We start from the raw sequence: 17,575 nt of genomic DNA on the forward strand, positions 1-17,575 counted from the left end.
GCAGGGGCATTCGCGGTGAACAAGGTGAGCATCGACGGGACGAAGTCCGTCACGGTGACACGATGCTCGGCAATCTTGGCAGCCACGTACATCGGGTCACGATGACCGTCCGGGGTCGCGACAACGAGGGTCGCACCAACCCGCAACGGCATGAAGAATCCCCACAGAGACACGTCGAACGTAGTAGCTGTCTTCTGCAGGTATACGTCCGATGCGCCGAGGTGGTACTCGGAGTTCATCCACTGGAGCTGGTTGTTGATCGCCGCATGTGTGACCGCAACGCCCTTCGGGCGACCGGTCGAACCCGACGTGTAGATGACATACGCCGTATTCGAATATCGCAGGGGCGACACCCGATCCGAATCCGTGACTGGACGGGTGTCGAGTTCCGCGTCGTCGAGTTGATCGATTTCGAGAACTCGGGTTCCGAGCGGCAGGTCCACCTGATCCCGAGCGGTGGTCAGAACACACACCGGCCGTGCGGAATCGAGGATGTACGCCGTTCGATCTGCCGGATGGTCTGGATCGACCGGCACCCAAGCGCCGCCGGCCTTTGCAATCGCATACAGTCCGACCATGAGGTCGAGGGAACGCCGAATAGCCAATCCCACAAGGGATTCCGGACCAACACCCATGTCGATGAGCTTGCGAGCGAGGCCGTTGACCTTCGCGTCGAACTCCGCGTAGGTGAGTGAACTCCCCTCGAAGATCAGCGCGGTGGCGTCCGGGGTTCGATCGACCTGACGCTCGAACGGCTCGGTGATGGACTGCGAAAGTACGTGGTAACCGGTTCGATTCCAGAGCGCGACTTTCTTGCGCTCCTCTTCGGACGCGATGGGCAGGTCCCACACTCGGCGAGATGTTTCGGCGGAGATGAACTTTTCGAGGAACTCGACAAAGCGCGAATGGTTACGCTCGGCGACCGACGCGGAATAGAGGTTGGGATTCGACTCGAAGTCGATGTGCGTCCGGGTGTCGCCGACGCTCTGGTACAGGTTGACACCGAGGTCTTCGATCAAACCCGTTGACAGGATGTGTAATTCACCGACCAGTGGCCCGAAGGCAAGTTCGGTGGAGAACATCATGATGTTGATCCACGGGCCGAAGAATCCGCCCTGACCTGGCCCGTCACCGTCGCGGACCATGTCTTCGTGCCGGTATCGCTGATGGCGCAGGGCGCCCGACATCTCACTGCCAACGGCGTCGAGAAGTTCCTGGACGGTTGTCGTCGAGGTAATCCTCAAGCGCAATGGCACCACGTTGGACACCATTCCGCCGGATCGGCGGAGCACTGCCGTGGTGCGGCCCGAGACGGGTAGCGACAGCGACACGTCCTCGCTTCCGGTCATCTGGGCCAGGTACGCGGCAAATGCTGCGACCACCGTGCCGGCCACCGTGGTCTTCTCGACGCGTTCGAGGAATCGCGCGAGCAACGCTTCCACATGGTTGGACAGCGCCGCACTGTTGATGCGGCTGACCGGCGTCGGCGGGGCGCTGCGACCGGCCAGGCTCGAAATCTCGTCGAGGTCGGCGATCTTCTCGGCCCAGAAAGTGCGGTCGGTGTCGAACCGATGGGAATTGCGGTAGGTGTTGTCGACCTCGTACACGTCGCGCAGGTCGGATGCCTCGTTGGGCGTGGGCTCACGGCCTTCGACGCGGGCCGAGTACAACTCGGCGACTCGAGTGACAAATGTGGACGCGCCGAAACCGTCGAGGATCGTGTGATGGACCCGGGTGTACCAGTAGTAGCGGTCCTGTTCGAGGCGCAGGATGGTTGCCGAGATCAACCGGTCTTCGAGCATGTCCACGGGACGGCTTCGGTCTGCGCGCATCCACCGCATTGCCGCGTCGTGGGGGTCGGCCTCACTGCGGACGTCGACATAGCCGACCGAGTCGTCAAGGGTGTCGTCGATGATCTGGAAAGGCTGTGCATCGACTTCGATGATCCGAACGAAGGCCGAACCGATTTCGCGGCCGGCGTCGGCGCACGCCGCCCGGAGCACGTTCAGCTGCAACGCGCCACGAAGTTCGACGTACTGCGCGATGTTGACGGGGACGCTGGGATCGAGGTGCTGCGCGAACCACATACCGAGCTGTGCGGCCGAGAGTGGGAATGCGCCAGATCGCTGAACTTCTTCCGGCGAGCTGCCGACCTCCGACTTACCGCTCTCCAGTTTTCCGTTTCCCAGCGACTTCACGCCCACAGCCTCTCTTCCACACCATTACGCACACGCTGTGACGCACATCTCGCCGCCACAACTTGTACCGATCTCATCTACCCTCAATGAGCCAGAACGATCCATCATCTCCGATGGGCCGCAGGCATGACAAAGCCACACCCAGACATATCGAGTTTGAAGTGAAGGTTCGTTACAGCAACAAGCCACAATTCGCCCACCGCGAAGGCTCGTCTCAGGATCCGACAATCGCAGCGGACAACCCCCTCCCTCACTACCGTTCCGACGGGCACGATCGAAGCAGTTCCGCGCACGGGCCTATCGCGCGCGCGAATCCCCGCGTAACCGCCCGATAAATGTACAGGCTCGGCAATTCGCGAGGAATCGCGCTGTTCACGGGCCTTTTTATCCAGACAAATCGACCGCCGTCAGCCGGTTCGGACTTCGGTCGGGTCCTACTCACGAAGAAACGCGCCGGCTATGCGCCGACGCGTTTCTCCGTACCTCACAACTCATTCACACGAGCGTAACGCCCGTCACATTCTGCAGATACTCAGCGCTGACGCCCGGTGCCAGCTCCACCAGCGCAATGCCCTCCGGTGTGACATCCAGCACGGCCAGATCGGTGATGATGCGATGTACCACACCTTGGCCCGTCAACGGCAAAGTGCACCGCTCGAGGATCTTCGGGTTTCCCTCCCGGTCGGTATGCTCCATCACCACGATCACGCGGCGAGCGCCGTGGACAAGATCCATCGCGCCGCCCATGCCCTTGACCATCTTGCCGGGCACCATCCAGTTGGCGAGATCACCGGTACTCGACACCTGCATGCCACCGAGAACGGCAGTATCGATGTGGCCGCCACGAATCATGCCGAAGGACAGTGCAGAGTCGAAGAACGCGGCGCCTGGATTGACGGTGACGGTTTCCTTGCCCGCGTTGATGAGGTCGGCGTCGACCTGATCCTCGGTCGGGTACGGCCCGGTGCCAAGGATGCCGTTCTCGCTGTGCAGTACAACCCTCACGCCCTCAGGAAGATAGCTCGGGATCAGTGTCGGCAGTCCGATTCCCAAATTGACGTATTCGCCCGGCCGCATCTCCGCAGCCGCACGTGCGGCCATCTCGTGGCGAGTCCAACCGACACGAGTTTCCTCCGAACTGGTCACTTGGTGCCTCCTGAGACGGTTCGCTTCTCGATCCTCTTGTCTTGCACACCCGTATGTACGACCCGCTGGACGAACACACCGGGAAGGTGAACGTGTGCCGGGTCGATTTCGCCGGGCTCGACCAGATGTTCCACCTGTGCGATGGTGATCCGACCAGCCATTGCGGCAAGAGGATTGAAGTTCATCGCGGTCTTGTTGAAGACGAGGTTGCCTTCGGTATCGCCGTAGTCGGCATGCACCAATGCAAAATCCGCGGTAATCGATTCTTCCAACACATAGCGGCGATCCCCGAAAACGGCGGTCGCCTTGGGCGGAGAAGCGACGGCAATGGATCCGTCGGAGTTGTAACGCCAGGGCAACCCGCCCTCTTCGATGGGGGTGCCCACGCCGGCCGGTGTGTAGAACGCCGGGATGCCAGCACCGCCCGCACGCAGACGCTCGGCCAGGGTTCCCTGCGGCGTCAGCTCCACTTCGAGCTCACCCGAAAGGTACTGGCGTGCAAACTCTTTATTCTCCCCCACGTACGACGCGGTTACTCGCGCAATGCGATGAGCGCTCAGGAGAATTCCGAGACCGTAATCGTCGACACCACAGTTGTTGGAGAACACTTCCAGATCGGTGGCGGTACCCTCGGCTATAGCCGCGATCAAGGCGTCGGGAATTCCGCACAGTCCGAACCCACCGACGGCAAGCGTGGACCCGCTGGCGATGTCGGCAACCGCGTCGAGTGCCGAACTCACAACTTTGCTCATGCGTTGTTCTCCTTACTCGGGGAGGATACCGGCGCGATGCAGCAGTTTCTCGGCGTGACGCAGAACGGGCGCGTCCACCATCTTGCCTTCGAAGGCAAACACACCACGTTCATGGGCCACTGCCGCAAGAACCCTTTGTGCCCAGTCGATTTCCGACTCCGACGGCGCGAACGCTGCGCGGATGACATCAACCTGGCTGGGGTGAATCGCAACCTTGACGTCGAACCCGACGGCAACGGCGTCGGCGGATTCGACGCCAAGTCCGACCAGGTCCTTGATGTCGAGGTACACGGAATCGACAGCCAGTCGGCCGTAGCTCTTCGCTGCCAGCAAAGTATTCGAGCGAACGTGCCTCGCAACGTCGCGGTACGAACCGTCCTGATGACGACTGGCATTGCCTCCGAGACCGGCGATCAGGTCCTCAGCGCCCCACATCACGCCGATGGTGTTGGCCGCCAGAGCGATTTCCTGCACGGCCAGTGCGCCGAGCGGCGACTCGACCAACGCAACGACCTCGGCGGGGGCCAGCGAGAGAACGTCGTCGGCCGATTCGCACTTGGAGAGCATCAAACGCGTGTAATGCGTGCCGTCGAGGGCAAGCAGGTCGAGTTCGTGCTCGCGAGTGCCGACGGGATTGACGCGCACCACCGTGCGTTCCGGGTCGAGCGGTGTGTCGATCAGCGCGGTGCGCGCTGCCTCCTTGTCGTCAGCGGCAACGCCGTCCTCGAGGTCGAGAATGACAACGTCGGCTGCCGCCGCAGCTTTTGCATAGCGCTCCGGGCGATCTGCCGGGCAGAACAACCACGCCGGCCCCGGCGGAATCCACGTCACGACGATTCTCCTTGCGGCCTCAACTGCACCAACGTTTTACGAGTTGCCACGGCCACGACGTCGCCGTGCTGATTACGACCGGTGTGGACCAACGTCACGATGCCTTCACCCGGGCGGCTCTTCGATTCACGCTTGTCGGCGATCAACGTCTCCGCATACAGGGTATCGCCGTGGAAGAGCGGCTTCGGGAAACTGATGTCCGAGAACCCGAGATTTGCCACGATGGTTCCCTGCGTCAATTGTGCAACCGAAAGTCCCACGATCGTCGACAGCGTGAACATCGAATTGACCAGGCGCACACCGAACTGTGTGTCCTCGCTGTACGCGGCGTCGAGATGCAGTGCCTGCGTGTTCATTGTCAACGTCGTGAACAGCACGTTGTCGGCCTCGGTGACCGTGCGGCCTGGGCGGTGCTCGTAGATTGCGCCAAGTTCGAACTCCTCGAACCAGAGTCCGCGCTGAGTGATCTTCTTGGTCTCTGCGTTGTTCATCTGAGAGTTCGTCACAACCCCGCCTCACGTGCGATGAGCATCAACTGCACCTCGGTAGTGCCTTCGCCGATCTCCAGAATCTTACTGTCACGGTAGTGCCGCGCGACTGCGTATTCGTTCATGAATCCGTATCCGCCGTGGATCTGGGTGGCGTCGCGGGCGTTGTCCATGGCAGCTTCGGAGGAGATGAGCTTGGCGATGGATGCCTGCTTCTTGAACGGCTTGCCGGACAGCATCAATGCGGCCGCGTCGTAGTACGCGGTGCGGGCCACGTGGGCGCGAGCTTCCATGCGCGCGATCTTGAACGCGATGGCCTGGTTCTGACCGATGGGGCGTCCGAATGCCTCGCGTTCCTTCGCGTACTTGATCGACTCGTCGACGCAACCCTGGGCGGCACCGACGCTCAACGCCGAAATGGCGATGCGACCTTCGTCGAGAATGCGCAGGAAGTTCGCGTAGCCGCGGCCACGCTCACCGAGCAGGTTCTCTTCGGGGACACGGACATCCGCGAACGTGAGCGGGTGGGTGTCGGAGGCATTCCAGCCGACCTTGTTGTAAGCAGGCTCAGCCGTGAATCCCGGCGTCGTGGTCGGCACGAGAATCGTCGAGATTTCCTTCTTGCCGCCGTCCTTGACACCCGTAACCGCGGTGACCGTCACGAGCTTCGTGATGTCGGTGCCCGAGTTGGTGATGAACTGCTTGTTGCCGTTGATGATCCACTCGCCGCTGTCGAACTTGGCGGTGGTCTTGGTTCCACCGGCATCGCTACCGGCGCCAGGCTCGGTCAATCCGAAGGCGGCAAGCGACTTTCCGCTGGTGAGCTGCGGCAGCCACTCTTCCTTCTGCGCGTCGTTGCCAAATCGGTAGATCGGCATGGCGCCGAGGGACACTCCGGCTTCGAGAGTGATCGCGACACTCTGATCCACCTTGCCCAATTCCTCGAGCGCGAGGCACAGGGCAAAGTAGTCGCCGCCCATTCCGCCGTACTCCTCGGGGAACGGCAGACCGAACAGGCCCATCTCCGCCATCCCGGCAACAACCTCGTACGGGAAGGTGTGATTGGCGTCGTGCTCGGCGGCAACCGGCGCCACAACTGTCTTGGCGAAGTCCGCAACGGTCTTGGCCAACTGCTGGTACTCGTCCGGAAGCGCTCCGGTGGCAAGGTAATCGGACATCAGGCTTCTTCCTTCTGAGTCGTGTTCTCGGTGTCTTCTTCTGCAGTGTCTGCTTCGGCGGTGGGTACGACGCGGGCCAGAATCTGATCCACCATCACCTGATCGCCCTGACGGACAAGCACTTCCACAGTTCCGTCGATCGGCGAGGTCAGCGAGTGCTCCATCTTCATGGCCTCGACGACCACCAGTGACTGCCCCACCGACACGGCTGCGCCGTTCTCGACGTTGACCGCGATCACCGCACCCGGCATCGGACTTGCGATTTCGGCGTCACCGGCGTGCGCGTCGTCGCCTCGGACGCTGACCTCGGCAACTTCGCGGACATGCCAGGTTCCGCCGCCGGCCAGCCACAACCCACCCTCGGTCTCGGCCACGACAAACGTGCGCCGACGCCCGTCGATCACCACAGCCAGTTCCGATCCCGTCAAGCCGGCACTGAAAGCCTGCGGCTGCGATCCTTCGACCTCGACCTTTGCGTCTGTGGGAGTCCCGACTATCGACACATGCGCAATCCGGGTTCCGGCCGACAGGCGGATGCTGGTCGGAGCCGGAGTCCCCACGCGCCATCCGCTGGGAACGTCCCAAGGGTCTACCGATGCTGCAGTCGTCCACCGTGCCAGCCAGCGATAGGCCGCAGCGGCAATGAGGACCTCGTCCGTGGCGTCTGCCGCGACAAAGTCTTCAACCCGACGATCGAGGAGGCCGGTATCGAGGTTGCCCGCGATCACATCCGGATCGGCAAGGAGGAAGCGTGCAAATTCGATGTTGGTGACCACGCCGAGAACCGCGGTGTCGCCGAGCGCACGATCGAGCTTGCGCAAAGCACCGGCGCGGTCGGAAGCGTGTGCGATGACCTTGCTGAGCATCGGGTCGTAGTCGCTGCCGACGACGGTTCCCTCGAGCAGGCCCGAATCGACGCGTACGCCCGATCCCGACGGCTCGACGAGCCCGACGACGCTGCCACCGGTCGGTAGGAATCCGCGTCCCGGATCTTCGGCGTACACGCGGGCTTCGATGGCGTGCCCGGTCAAGGTGATGTCGCTCTGCTCGAAAGCCAGCTTCTCCCCGGCCGCGACGCGTACCTGCCACTCGACCAGGTCGAGTCCGGTGACCATTTCGGTGACCGGGTGCTCGACCTGCAGTCGGGTGTTCATCTCCATGAAGAAGAACTCGTCCGGCTTGTCGGCCGAAACGATGAACTCGACGGTGCCGGCACCGGTGTAGTCGACGCTGCGAGCGGTATTGCACGCTGCTGCGCCGATGCGGTCGCGCGTCACCTGATCCAGCAGGGGTGACGGCGCCTCTTCGATGACCTTCTGGTGACGCCGCTGCAGGCTGCACTCACGCTCACCGAGGTGAACGACGTTACCGTGCTGATCGGCGAGAACCTGGACTTCGATGTGCCGGGGCCGCAGGACAAATCGTTCGAGGAACAGCGTGTCGTCACCGAACGACGACGCGGCCTCGCGGCGAGCGCTGCGCAGCGCTTCCGCCAGATTGGCCGGATCTTCGACCAACCGCATACCCTTACCGCCGCCGCCTGCCGACGGCTTGACGAGTACCGGGTAACCGATGTCCTCGGCTGCCGCGATCAGTTCTTCGTCGGTCAGATTCGGTCGCGCGATACCCGGAACCACCGGGACGTCGAATGCCGCCACCGCGTTTTTTGCGGTGATCTTGTCGCCCATCACCTCGATGGCACGCTCGTTTGGCCCGAGGAACGCGATCCCGGCCGCGGCGCAGGCTGCCGAGAAAGCCGAATTCTCCGACAGGAAGCCGTAACCCGGGTGAATACCCTGGGCACCGGTGGCCTTGGCGGCGTCGATCACCTTGTCGATGACGAGGTAGCTCTCGCGCGCCGGAGCAGGCCCGATGTTGACGGCAGTATCGGCTTCTCGGACGTGGCGCGCATTGGCGTCGGCGTCGCTGTAGACGGCAACGCTGCGAATTCCCAACTCCCGCAACGTGCGAATCACACGAACAGCGATCTCACCACGGTTGGCAACGAGGACGGTATCTATGGTGCGAAGCTCAGTCATCTCTCTCACATCCTGAAGACGCCGTAGGAGACCGGCTCGATCGGCGCGTTTGCACACACCGAGAGAGCCAGGCCGAGAACAGTTCTGGTATCTGCCGGGTCGATCACGCCGTCGTCCCAGAGTCGAGCAGTGGAGTAGTACGGATTGCCCTGCGCCTCGTACTGCTCACGGATCGGCGCCTTGAACGCTTCTTCGTCGTCAGCCGACCACGGGTTACCCGCGCTGTCGAGCTGTTCGCTGCGAACCGTCGAGAGCACCGACGCGGCCTGCTCGCCGCCCATGACCGAGATGCGCGCGTTGGGCCACATCCACAGGAAGCGAGGCGAATACGCGCGTCCACACATGGAGTAGTTGCCCGCGCCGTACGAACCGCCGATGACCACCGTCAGCTTCGGAACCCGCGCACACGCGACGGCCGTGACCATCTTGGCGCCGTGCTTGGCGATGCCGCCGGCCTCGTAATCGCGTCCCACCATGAAGCCGGCGATGTTCTGCAGGAACAACAGCGGAACACTGCGCTTGTCGCACAGTTCGATGAAATGTGCGCCCTTCATGGCTGATTCACCGAAGAGCACGCCGTTGTTGGCGATGATTCCGACCGGGTGGCCCTCGATGTGGGCGAACCCGGTAACCAGCGTCTTGCCGTATTCAGCCTTGAACTCCTGGAACGCGCCACCGTCAACGAGCTTGGTGATCACCTCGTGAACGTCGTACGGCGTACGGGGATCGGTCGGGACGACGTCGTAGAGTTCGCTCTGATCGGCGACGGGCGGAACTGTCGAGATCACGTCCCAGGGGCGCTCGGAGCGGGGGCCAAGTGTGGCAATGATGTTGCGCACGATCCGAAGTGCGTCGCGGTCGTCCTCGGCCAGGTGATCGGTGACACCGGAAACCTTGGAGTGCAGGTCGCCGCCGCCAAGCTCCTCGGCTGTCACGATCTCGCCGGTCGCAGCCTTCACCAGCGGCGGTCCGCCGAGGAAGATGGTGCCCTGATTACGAACGATGACTGCCTCGTCGCTCATTGCCGGTACGTAGGCGCCGCCGGCGGTGCACGAACCGAGAACTGCAGCGATCTGGGGAATCCCCTTGGCGCTCATAGTCGCCTGGTTGTAGAAGATCCGGCCGAAGTGTTCACGGTCCGGAAAGACTTCGTCCTGACGCGGTAGGAAGGCGCCACCGGAGTCGACCAGGTAGATGCAGGGAAGGTTGTTCTGCAACGCCACTTCCTGCGCACGCAGATGCTTCTTCACCGTCATCGGGTAGTACGTGCCACCCTTGACCGTTGCGTCGTTGGCCACGATGACACATTCGCGCCCCGACACCCGGCCGATTCCCGTAATCACGCCGGCACCGGGGCACTCGTCGTCGTACAGGCCGTTTGCGGCCAGCGGGGACAACTCCAGGAAGGGACTGCCCGGATCGAGCAGTGAATCCACCCGATCCCGGGGAAGCAGTTTCCCTCGACTGACGTGCCGATCCCTCGATTTCTGGTTGCCGCCGAGGGCGGCTTGAGCCAGTTTCTTCTTCAGTTCATCCACCAGAACGGTGTGATCGGATCGGTATCCCGACCCTTGCGTGATTCCACTGGGAGTCATCCCGCCGCCTTCGCCATGAGTTAATGCTCGATAACTGAAACTAGATTAACTATGATTAACTGAGTTGTCCAGGTCACACGCGAAGAAAGATCAAAAGAATGCCCTCTGAGCAGGTAACGGCTCCGACCCGGCGCGATCAGATGAAGGCGGATCGCAGACGTCAACTCCTCGGCGCCGCCGCACGCCTGATCGCCGAACGTGGATTCGTGAGCGTTCGACTCGAAGATCTCGGCGCCGCCGCCGGAATCAGCGGACCTGCCGTATACCGGCACTTCCCCAACAAGGATGCCGTCCTGGTCGAACTACTCGTCGGGATCAGCACCCGGTTGTACGAGGGCGGTTCGGCCGCAACCGAGACAGCCGACTCCCCGACGTCAGCGCTCGACGCCCTCGTCGAGTTCCATCTCGACTTCGCACTCGGTGAACCGGACCTGATCCGCATCCAGGATCGCGACCTCGAAAGCCTGCCGGCCGACGCGCGACGGCAAGTCCGCCAGACGCAGCGCAAATACGTGGAACTGTGGGTAGGAGTCCTCGAACAGCTCGATCCGACGCTCGACGAAGCGGACGCGCGAATCAAGGCCCACGCCACATTCGGCCTGATCAACTCAACTCCGCACAGCGCCAACCCGGCGTCGCCTGCCCGAACGCGCCGCGTCCTGCGCGCTATGACGCTCGCCGCACTACGCACACCCTGAACCGGACACCGCAAAATCAGTGGCAGACTGGTTGCACCAGCTAACAGATGAGGGTGCCGTGCCGAACGTGGAAGACAGCAGTGCAATCAGTCGAACAGATTTCGCCGAACTGCGAACCGAGTTCTCCCGATTCATGATGCTGTACCAATTCGGTATCGCCGAACTGATGACCAAGGTGAATATCCTCAAGGACGAGTTCACCCACATCAATCAGTACAGTCCCATCGAACACGTCGCATCTCGGGTGAAGACGCCGGAGAGCATCATGCGCAAGGCCGAGCGACTCGGCATTCCGATCACCATCGAGGACATCTCGAAGAACATCTTCGACATCGCCGGCGTGCGCATTACCTGCAGCTTCATTTCCGACACCTATCGGATCGCCGAAATGCTCACCAGCCAGTCGGATCTGCGGGTGATCGAGCGCGAGGACTACATCGCCAACCCCAAGCCCAACGGCTACAAGAGTCTGCACCTCATAGTCGAAGTGCCCGTCTTCATGAGCGACCGCGTCTCTTACGTGCCGATCGAACTCCAGATCCGTACCATCGCAATGGATTTCTGGGCCAGTCTCGAGCACAAGATCTATTACAAGTACAACCGGGACGTGCCGGCCGAACTGCTCGACGAGCTCACCGAAGCCGCAGCCGCCGCACACCGTCTGGACGTCAAGATGGAGCGACTCAACGACGAGTTCGCCAAGATCAAAGCTCTCCCCCATCCCGACGACGAGAGCGTCGAACTCGAACTGCCGACCCAGTTTCTCAATGCCCTGCGTCTACAGCGCGGGCTCTGATCACTGCCTAGACAGATTTCTGCCCAGGCAAAAGTGCGCCCTCCTCTATGGGGAGGGCGCACTTTTCAGACCAAGCGATATGCCTATTTCTTGCCCGTCACGGCGCTGTAGCCGAGGGACAGAACTGCAGCTGCCGCGATGCTGATGATCCAGCGAATCCAGTCGATTCCGCCGGTATCACCCTTGTCCGAGATGGCGCCCCACACCCAGTATCCGATCAATGCACCGGCGACACCGAGGACGATGGTGATGATCATCCCGTACTGCTGCTTACCTGGCAGCACCAGGCGCGCAAGGATTCCGATTACTGCACCGAAAATAATGGTCCCGATGATCTGTCCCATGACAGCCCCTCTCACATGTCGTGCATGCGTGCGGCCGAAAAATCTCCGCCCAGTCGAACAATAACCACAGTTACAGGTAACAGTCGCCTGTTGTCCAAATTATTGTCCGAGATGCAACCTGAAATACACGGCCGCCAGATGCGACCGACACACAGCACACTACACGTGGCGACTCATCAGCAATCCACCCTTCCCGTGCCCTGGAACACTGAAGAAGTTCGATTCTCACCCCGCCAGACACCCTGTAGTTATCTTGTCGCAATCCACCGTCACCGGTGTGAGCGCCGCCAGGAATTCCACCGCTCGAGGAGATGGATCCCTTCACCGGAAGGAGCATTCCGGCGCCGCAGGCCGGTGCACTTACGAGCGCTTCAACGCAGTGATGCGGTCCTCACTCGAGCGCAACAGCACCCGCTCTCCTCCCCACAACTCGCGCGGTTGCACCCAGCTGCCGAAGCCGTCGTCTCCGTCCGGTTCCACACGAACCTCCCAGGTGCGCTGACCTGTTCGAGGATTCACTCCGTACACAATTCCTTCGTCTACGACGAGGTCACCGTCCCACAGAATCTCGCCGGTACGTTCGGTACGGGTATCCCACAGGACCTCCCCGTTGGACAGATCAACGAACCGGATCGTACCGTCGGCGCTCGTCACAGCAACCACATCTCCGATCACCGCCAAGGATTGCGCAGGACCGAGCACCTCCTGGTTGGTCCACAGCTTCTCTCCGGTCTTTCTGTCGAAGCCGCTGTCCCCCAGAATGATCGGAGTCGAATCCCCGGCAGGTTGGTCACGGCTGTAACGCAAACTGAAATACGATCCCGATCCGGAAGACACGAAATCCGCCCTGGCAAATTCGTGCCCGTACTGATCAATTGCGTACGCTCTTGTCGCTTGCCCATCGTTCTGGCAATCACGTTCTAAAACCAAAGTGACACCGTCAGAGGATGTGTGCGTGGTCGAGCACGTGGTGTAGCCGTACAACCACCGTTGATCGCCGGTCTCCGGATCGAAACCCAGAGTCTCGTCGAGGGAAATCAGGCCCAGATCGCCGCGCACCGACATCACCGGCTCGACGTAACCGGATTCCCACGATCCGCCGACGTCGAATGCCTTGGACCAGTTGGCTTCCGGATCGTCGACGCTTCCACTGTGGACACGAACGTCGTTGCTCTCGATATCACCCTCGAGGGCCAGGACGTCATCGCCCGAGACAACCGCGATGATCGGTGACCACGGCGTGACAACGTCTCGACGCTCGCCGCTCTCGATGTCGAAAACCGAGTACGCGGAGGCAGTGACATACGGCCCGGAGTAGCACAGCAGCGAACCGTCCAGCAATGCCGGAGAACACCCGCCGATATCGACGGCCGACGCGCGCCAGCGCACCGAGCCGTCTTCGGCATCGAGCGCAACGAGTTCCGCGTCGTCGAGTGAGTACGACTGCCGGTCCGGCATACCTGCCATTGTCACCACTATCGAGCCCGCGTCGATGAATCCGCCCATCTCCATGTTGAATTCGGTTCCGCCGAGCGGGCTGCGAAAGACCGCGAACTCCCGTCCGAGAACCTCGGCGGCGTCGACGGCCCACAGCGGCGCCCCGACGTCAACGGAATGGGCACGATTCCCGGCATCGATCACGGTGACCACTGCTGCGGTAACGGTGACTATCGCGGCAAGTGCCGCGATGCCCAGACGTGCCCGTGGAGAGAACCGCTCGGTCATCGAATCTCCAGCCCGTCGATCGTTGCGAGAAATTCCAATTGCTCGTATGTCATCGGCATGTTCGGCGACGCCGCCGACGAACGAACCGACACCCGCGTTCCATTGGGCTGTGTCAGCGTTACCGACCGACTCTGTTCACTCGTTGCCTCGCGAGTGCCTTCACCATTCCCCATCGGCATGACCGAGTAATGACGCTCGTCGCGCACGATCACAGCGCCGTCCTCGGCGGTCACCACCGATTTCGGATGCCCGTCGTACGAAGGGTCGTACTTGTTCGGCGCCTTGGGAAGTGGCTGCCCGCTGGTGATCGAAATAGTCAGATCCGACTCGTTGCCGCCCGATCGCGCTACAAGATCCTGACAGGCGGTCGTGGTGTCGCTCTCGGCCAGAACCAATCTCCCGAGCGCAGGTTCGAGAACTGGCATTCCGGGAGGTGCCGCACGCCAACCTGATTGGAGAGCTCTTCCCAGCTCGTCGACGGTGCCACGATCCAGCTTCCGCCCGGACGGGTCGAGGGTCGATCCTTGGCAACCGGGCTGGATAGGCGCCGTACCTGGTGGAACCGGCGCCGTAATGCGCAGTTGCGGAAGGCTGACCAAAGCGATCAGGTCTTCGACGGTCAACGGAACCATCCCGCTGATCTCGACCCCGGGGCTACCGGCATAGACCGCGTCGGTCGCGCTCGCCTGGATGAAGGTTTTATCCGCGCCGTACAGAAGCGCTGAACGCGACAGGGTGCGAACGCCGTTGGTTTCGCTCCACGTGTCCTGCGCGTCCACGACAGAACCGTCGGCGAGAGTGCGGCGCTCGACGAGCGAGCCGGCAATACACGGGGGAACCGGGCCCGTATGGGACGTCACCCGGATGTCGAGTGCTCCGGCCTTTCCGTCCCGTACCAGCGTCGCGGATGCCGTCGTATCCGCCATCTCCTCGAGTGAGAACCCCTCTGGCAGTTCGGACGACTCCGACGGAACGTGGAGGGGCCCGAAGTTCAACGATCGTTCCGGGCTTGCGAACTCGATCTCGGCGACAGCCGGCAGCGACCGCTGGACGGCTTCGGACATCACCGTTGCCTTGGGCGCGGAGAACCACGGGAACCGTGGATCGTCGTAGGTTTGTGCCCCGGTCGACCAGTACGAGATCGATGACAAGCCGTCGCCAGGCGACTCGACGCTGGTGCATCCCGGGATACTCGTCGGGTACACCACCGTTGGTGTTACGTAGGTGTACTCCGAATTCTCCTCGGCCTGCGTCTCCTCGGTCGACTGCGTCGTTCCGACGGACGACGCAGTCAGTTCACCGGAGTCCGAACCGCTCCATCGATCGACTACTCCGGCAAAGACGATGCCGCCGGCCATCAACGAGACCACCGTGAGCGCGACCGTCCACTTTTCGGTCCGATCGGAACCGGAATTCTTGTCGGCCACCAGCCCTCGCAGTTTCCTCAGGGCACGCCAGGCAGGCGTTGCCTCTCCCCGGACCTGTCGCGGCGGCACCGACTTTTGTTACCAACCGGATGGTTTCCATTGGAGAAGTCATTACACCCCGACAGGCACCGGATCTGCGTCTGGATCCTGTTCGATCGGGATGAGCCGGATCGCTTCGCCCTCGATATCGACGTTGGGCAGGATCTTGTCGAGCCAGGCCGGCAGCTTCCACGCCGAGTCTCCGAGAATCGACATGACCGCGGGAATCACAATCATGCGAATGATGAAGGCGTCGAAGAAGACTGCAGCAGCAAGTCCGAAGCCCATCATCTTGCTGGTGGTTTCCGACGACAACATGAACGCGCCGAACACCGAGATCATGATGATCGCCGCTGACGCGACCACTCGCGCACCGTGGGTGTACCCCGAGATGATGGCGTCCTTTGCCGACAATCCGTGTACGTACTCCTCACGCATTCGAGTCACGAGGAATACCTGGTAATCCATCGCCAGACCGAAGACCACACCGATCATGAAGATCGGCAGGAAAGAGATGATCGGTTGGGTGTGCTGGATCAACCCGAATGCGCCCTCTTGGAAGATCGCCACCGTGGCACCGAACGTGGCGCAGATGGAGAACAGGAATCCGAGAGTTGCAGTCAGCGGAACCAGGATCGAACGGAAGACGACCATCATGATGATGAACGCCAGCCCGACGACCACAATCAGATACGGAATGAGGGCGGAACTGAGTTTCGACGACATGTCGGCAACAATCGCCGTCTGACCCGCGACGCCAAGTTCAGCGCCCTCGGCTTTCACCGTCGACCCGTATTCGCGGATCTGATCCATCAACTCGTGTGTTTCGGGACCGCTCGGCGATAGCTGCGGAGTTACGGCGATCAGGGCGGAGTTTGCCCCAACGGTTGGGTTGGCCGCGTCCGGGCCGTTGCCGGTCCACATCAGGAGATCCGGCGTGGCGACGTTGTCCAGACCCTTGATGTACGCAATCGTCTTGGCTGCGACGGGCGTGATGTCTGTCCCCTCGGGAGAGTCGAGCACAACGAACAACTTGCCGTTGACACCCTCACCGAAACCTCGCTGCATCAGCGCGAGTGCCGGTTGCTCCTCGTCCTGAGTGAAGGAAAGCCCGAGCTCGAGTTTTGTCATCGGAATCGCGGCGATCACCAGCAGAACCAACGCAATGCCGGCGATAGGCCACGGGTACTTGGTGACCACCTTCGCCCACCGGTGCCCGTTCGATTCCATCGATTCGGGCTCGTCACCGTGACGCAGGCCGGGGATGCGCGGCGAGAAGGCAAAGCGGCCGAACACCCCGAGAACAGCCGGGATCAACGTGATCGCGCCCAACACCGCAATAATCACGGCGATCGCAGCCGAGATTCCCATCTGGGTGATCATCGGTACACCCACCACGGCCAGCGCTGCCAAGGCAACCACAACGGTCAGGCCGGCAAAAACGACGGACGAGCCGGCTGTGCCCACCGCACGACCGACTGCTGCCTCCCTACTACCACCCAGATTGAGTTCACTGCGGTACCGCGAGACGATGAACAGCGCGTAGTCGATCGAGACGGCAATGCCGATCATCGTCACGATGCCCGTGACACCCTCGTTGATGTCGAAGAATCCCGCCCCGAGCGTCACGGTCAGCGTTGCGAGTGCGATGCCGAGTATCGCGGTGAACAGCGGAATGAACGCCGCGATCAGTGCACCGAAGGCCACGATCATGACGATGAACGCCACCGCGAAGCCAAGCATCTCCGACAATCCGCCAGCAGTCTGGACCTGCATCAACGAACCGGTGCCCTCGACTTGCAAACCGCCGGTACGGAACTTGGCCATCAGATCGAGGAAAGCCGTCTTGTTGGCCTGCGTCTGATCCTCGATGCGGATCGACTGGTTGAGCTGGATCAACCCCACCTTGCCGTCGTCGCCCAGTACGGCACTGGCGAGCGCCGGTTCAGCCGCCGCGAGGGCGACCGGATTGACGATCGTTTCGGGATCAACGATGTCCGGGAGAGTCTTTGCCTGCGCGATCAATTGGTCGATCTGATCACTGTGCGCAGCAAGTCCGTCGTCGGCCGCGACAAGAATGCTGGTGGATGCCTTGCTTTGTTGCTCCGCCGCAGCCGCAAAATTCTCGTTCATCAACTCGGTGGCACGCTGGGAATCCGTGCCGGGAAGATTGAATTCTTTCGAGAACGTCGGGCTGGTAGCGCCGATCGCGCCGCCGACAATCGCGATGACGATCACCCACGTTGCCAACACAAGGTACTTGTGACGGAATGCAAACTTCCCAAGCCTGTACAAATAGGTAGCCAACGTAAGCCTCTC

At 61.7% G+C, this 17,575-nt stretch carries 14 protein-coding genes (1 of these 14 only partly in view); 2 read left to right on the plus strand and 12 right to left on the minus strand.

Annotated features, from left to right (window positions below; all coding sequences use genetic code 11):
• The 8 genes from EEB13_RS04440 to EEB13_RS04475 all read right to left on the minus strand — a co-directional run.
• Nucleotides 1–2,198, minus strand: the 5' portion of a protein-coding gene (locus tag EEB13_RS04440) for a non-ribosomal peptide synthase/polyketide synthase (protein ID WP_141484690.1). The gene continues 26,407 nt to the left of window position 1, outside the view; only the first 2,198 of its 28,605 coding nucleotides appear in the window; its start codon is at nucleotides 2,196–2,198; the stop codon falls past the left edge of the window.
• 495 nt (nucleotides 2,199–2,693) lie between these two features.
• On the minus strand, nucleotides 2,694–3,344 hold the full coding sequence (locus EEB13_RS04445) for a 3-oxoacid CoA-transferase subunit B (protein WP_033236939.1): 651 nt from the start codon (nucleotides 3,342–3,344) through the stop codon (nucleotides 2,694–2,696).
• On the minus strand, nucleotides 3,341–4,096 hold the full coding sequence (locus EEB13_RS04450) for a CoA transferase subunit A (protein ID WP_033236940.1): 756 nt from the start codon (nucleotides 4,094–4,096) through the stop codon (nucleotides 3,341–3,343). Before EEB13_RS04450 ends, EEB13_RS04445 begins: the two co-directional genes overlap by 4 nt.
• Nucleotides 4,097–4,108: 12 nt before the next feature.
• Nucleotides 4,109–4,927: an HpcH/HpaI aldolase/citrate lyase family protein gene (locus tag EEB13_RS04455; RefSeq protein ID WP_033236941.1), complete on the minus strand. Its 819-nt coding sequence runs from the start codon at nucleotides 4,925–4,927 to the stop codon at nucleotides 4,109–4,111.
• A complete protein-coding gene (locus EEB13_RS04460) occupies nucleotides 4,924–5,418 on the minus strand; it encodes a MaoC family dehydratase (protein WP_033236966.1) in 495 nt (164 codons plus the stop codon). Before EEB13_RS04460 ends, EEB13_RS04455 begins: the two co-directional genes overlap by 4 nt.
• A gap of 11 nt (nucleotides 5,419–5,429) precedes the next feature.
• Nucleotides 5,430–6,593 carry an acyl-CoA dehydrogenase family protein gene (locus EEB13_RS04465; protein ID WP_033236942.1) on the minus strand — a complete coding sequence of 388 codons (1,164 nt, stop codon included), beginning with the start codon at nucleotides 6,591–6,593 and terminating at the stop codon, nucleotides 5,430–5,432.
• Nucleotides 6,593–8,632: an acetyl/propionyl/methylcrotonyl-CoA carboxylase subunit alpha gene (locus tag EEB13_RS04470; protein ID WP_141484691.1), complete on the minus strand. Its 2,040-nt coding sequence runs from the start codon at nucleotides 8,630–8,632 to the stop codon at nucleotides 6,593–6,595. The genes EEB13_RS04465 and EEB13_RS04470 overlap by 1 nt, the downstream gene beginning before the upstream one ends.
• Before the next feature lie 5 nt (nucleotides 8,633–8,637).
• Nucleotides 8,638–10,227 carry a carboxyl transferase domain-containing protein gene (locus EEB13_RS04475; RefSeq protein ID WP_045070858.1) on the minus strand — a complete coding sequence of 530 codons (1,590 nt, stop codon included), beginning with the start codon at nucleotides 10,225–10,227 and terminating at the stop codon, nucleotides 8,638–8,640.
• Nucleotides 10,228–10,325: 98 nt separating this feature from the next.
• Here EEB13_RS04475 and EEB13_RS04480 point away from each other — a divergent pair, with 98 nt between their 5' ends.
• Both EEB13_RS04480 and EEB13_RS04485 read left to right on the plus strand, forming a co-directional pair.
• The gene (locus tag EEB13_RS04480) at nucleotides 10,326–10,925 is read left to right on the plus strand and encodes a TetR/AcrR family transcriptional regulator (RefSeq protein ID WP_033236945.1); all 600 of its coding nucleotides are present in this window, start codon (nucleotides 10,326–10,328) and stop codon (nucleotides 10,923–10,925) included.
• Between the two features lie 67 nt (nucleotides 10,926–10,992).
• Complete coding sequence (locus EEB13_RS04485) at nucleotides 10,993–11,721, plus strand: GTP pyrophosphokinase family protein (RefSeq protein ID WP_092801705.1); 729 nt, start codon at nucleotides 10,993–10,995, stop codon at nucleotides 11,719–11,721.
• Between the two features lie 83 nt (nucleotides 11,722–11,804).
• Here EEB13_RS04485 and EEB13_RS04490 read toward each other — a convergent pair whose 3' ends face one another.
• The 4 genes from EEB13_RS04490 to EEB13_RS04505 all read right to left on the minus strand — a co-directional run bounded on the left by EEB13_RS04490 (nucleotide 11,805) and on the right by EEB13_RS04505 (nucleotide 17,563).
• The gene (locus tag EEB13_RS04490) at nucleotides 11,805–12,065 is read right to left on the minus strand and encodes a GlsB/YeaQ/YmgE family stress response membrane protein (RefSeq protein WP_033236946.1); all 261 of its coding nucleotides are present in this window, start codon (nucleotides 12,063–12,065) and stop codon (nucleotides 11,805–11,807) included.
• Nucleotides 12,066–12,425: 360 nt separating this feature from the next.
• A complete protein-coding gene (locus EEB13_RS04495) occupies nucleotides 12,426–13,790 on the minus strand; it encodes a PQQ-binding-like beta-propeller repeat protein (RefSeq protein ID WP_141484692.1) in 1,365 nt (454 codons plus the stop codon).
• Nucleotides 13,787–15,217 carry a hypothetical protein gene (locus EEB13_RS04500; protein WP_141484693.1) on the minus strand — a complete coding sequence of 477 codons (1,431 nt, stop codon included), beginning with the start codon at nucleotides 15,215–15,217 and terminating at the stop codon, nucleotides 13,787–13,789. The genes EEB13_RS04495 and EEB13_RS04500 overlap by 4 nt, the downstream gene beginning before the upstream one ends.
• Nucleotides 15,218–15,328: 111 nt before the next feature.
• Entirely contained in the window at nucleotides 15,329–17,563 is a 2,235-nt protein-coding gene (locus tag EEB13_RS04505) for an MMPL family transporter (protein ID WP_045070865.1), read from the minus strand.
• Nucleotides 17,564–17,575 lie beyond the last annotated feature (12 nt).

The sequence above is a fragment of the Rhodococcus sp. WS3 genome (assembly GCF_003797085.1).
In the GTDB taxonomy this organism is placed as follows: Bacteria; Actinomycetota; Actinomycetes; order Mycobacteriales; family Mycobacteriaceae; genus Rhodococcus_F; species Rhodococcus_F globerula.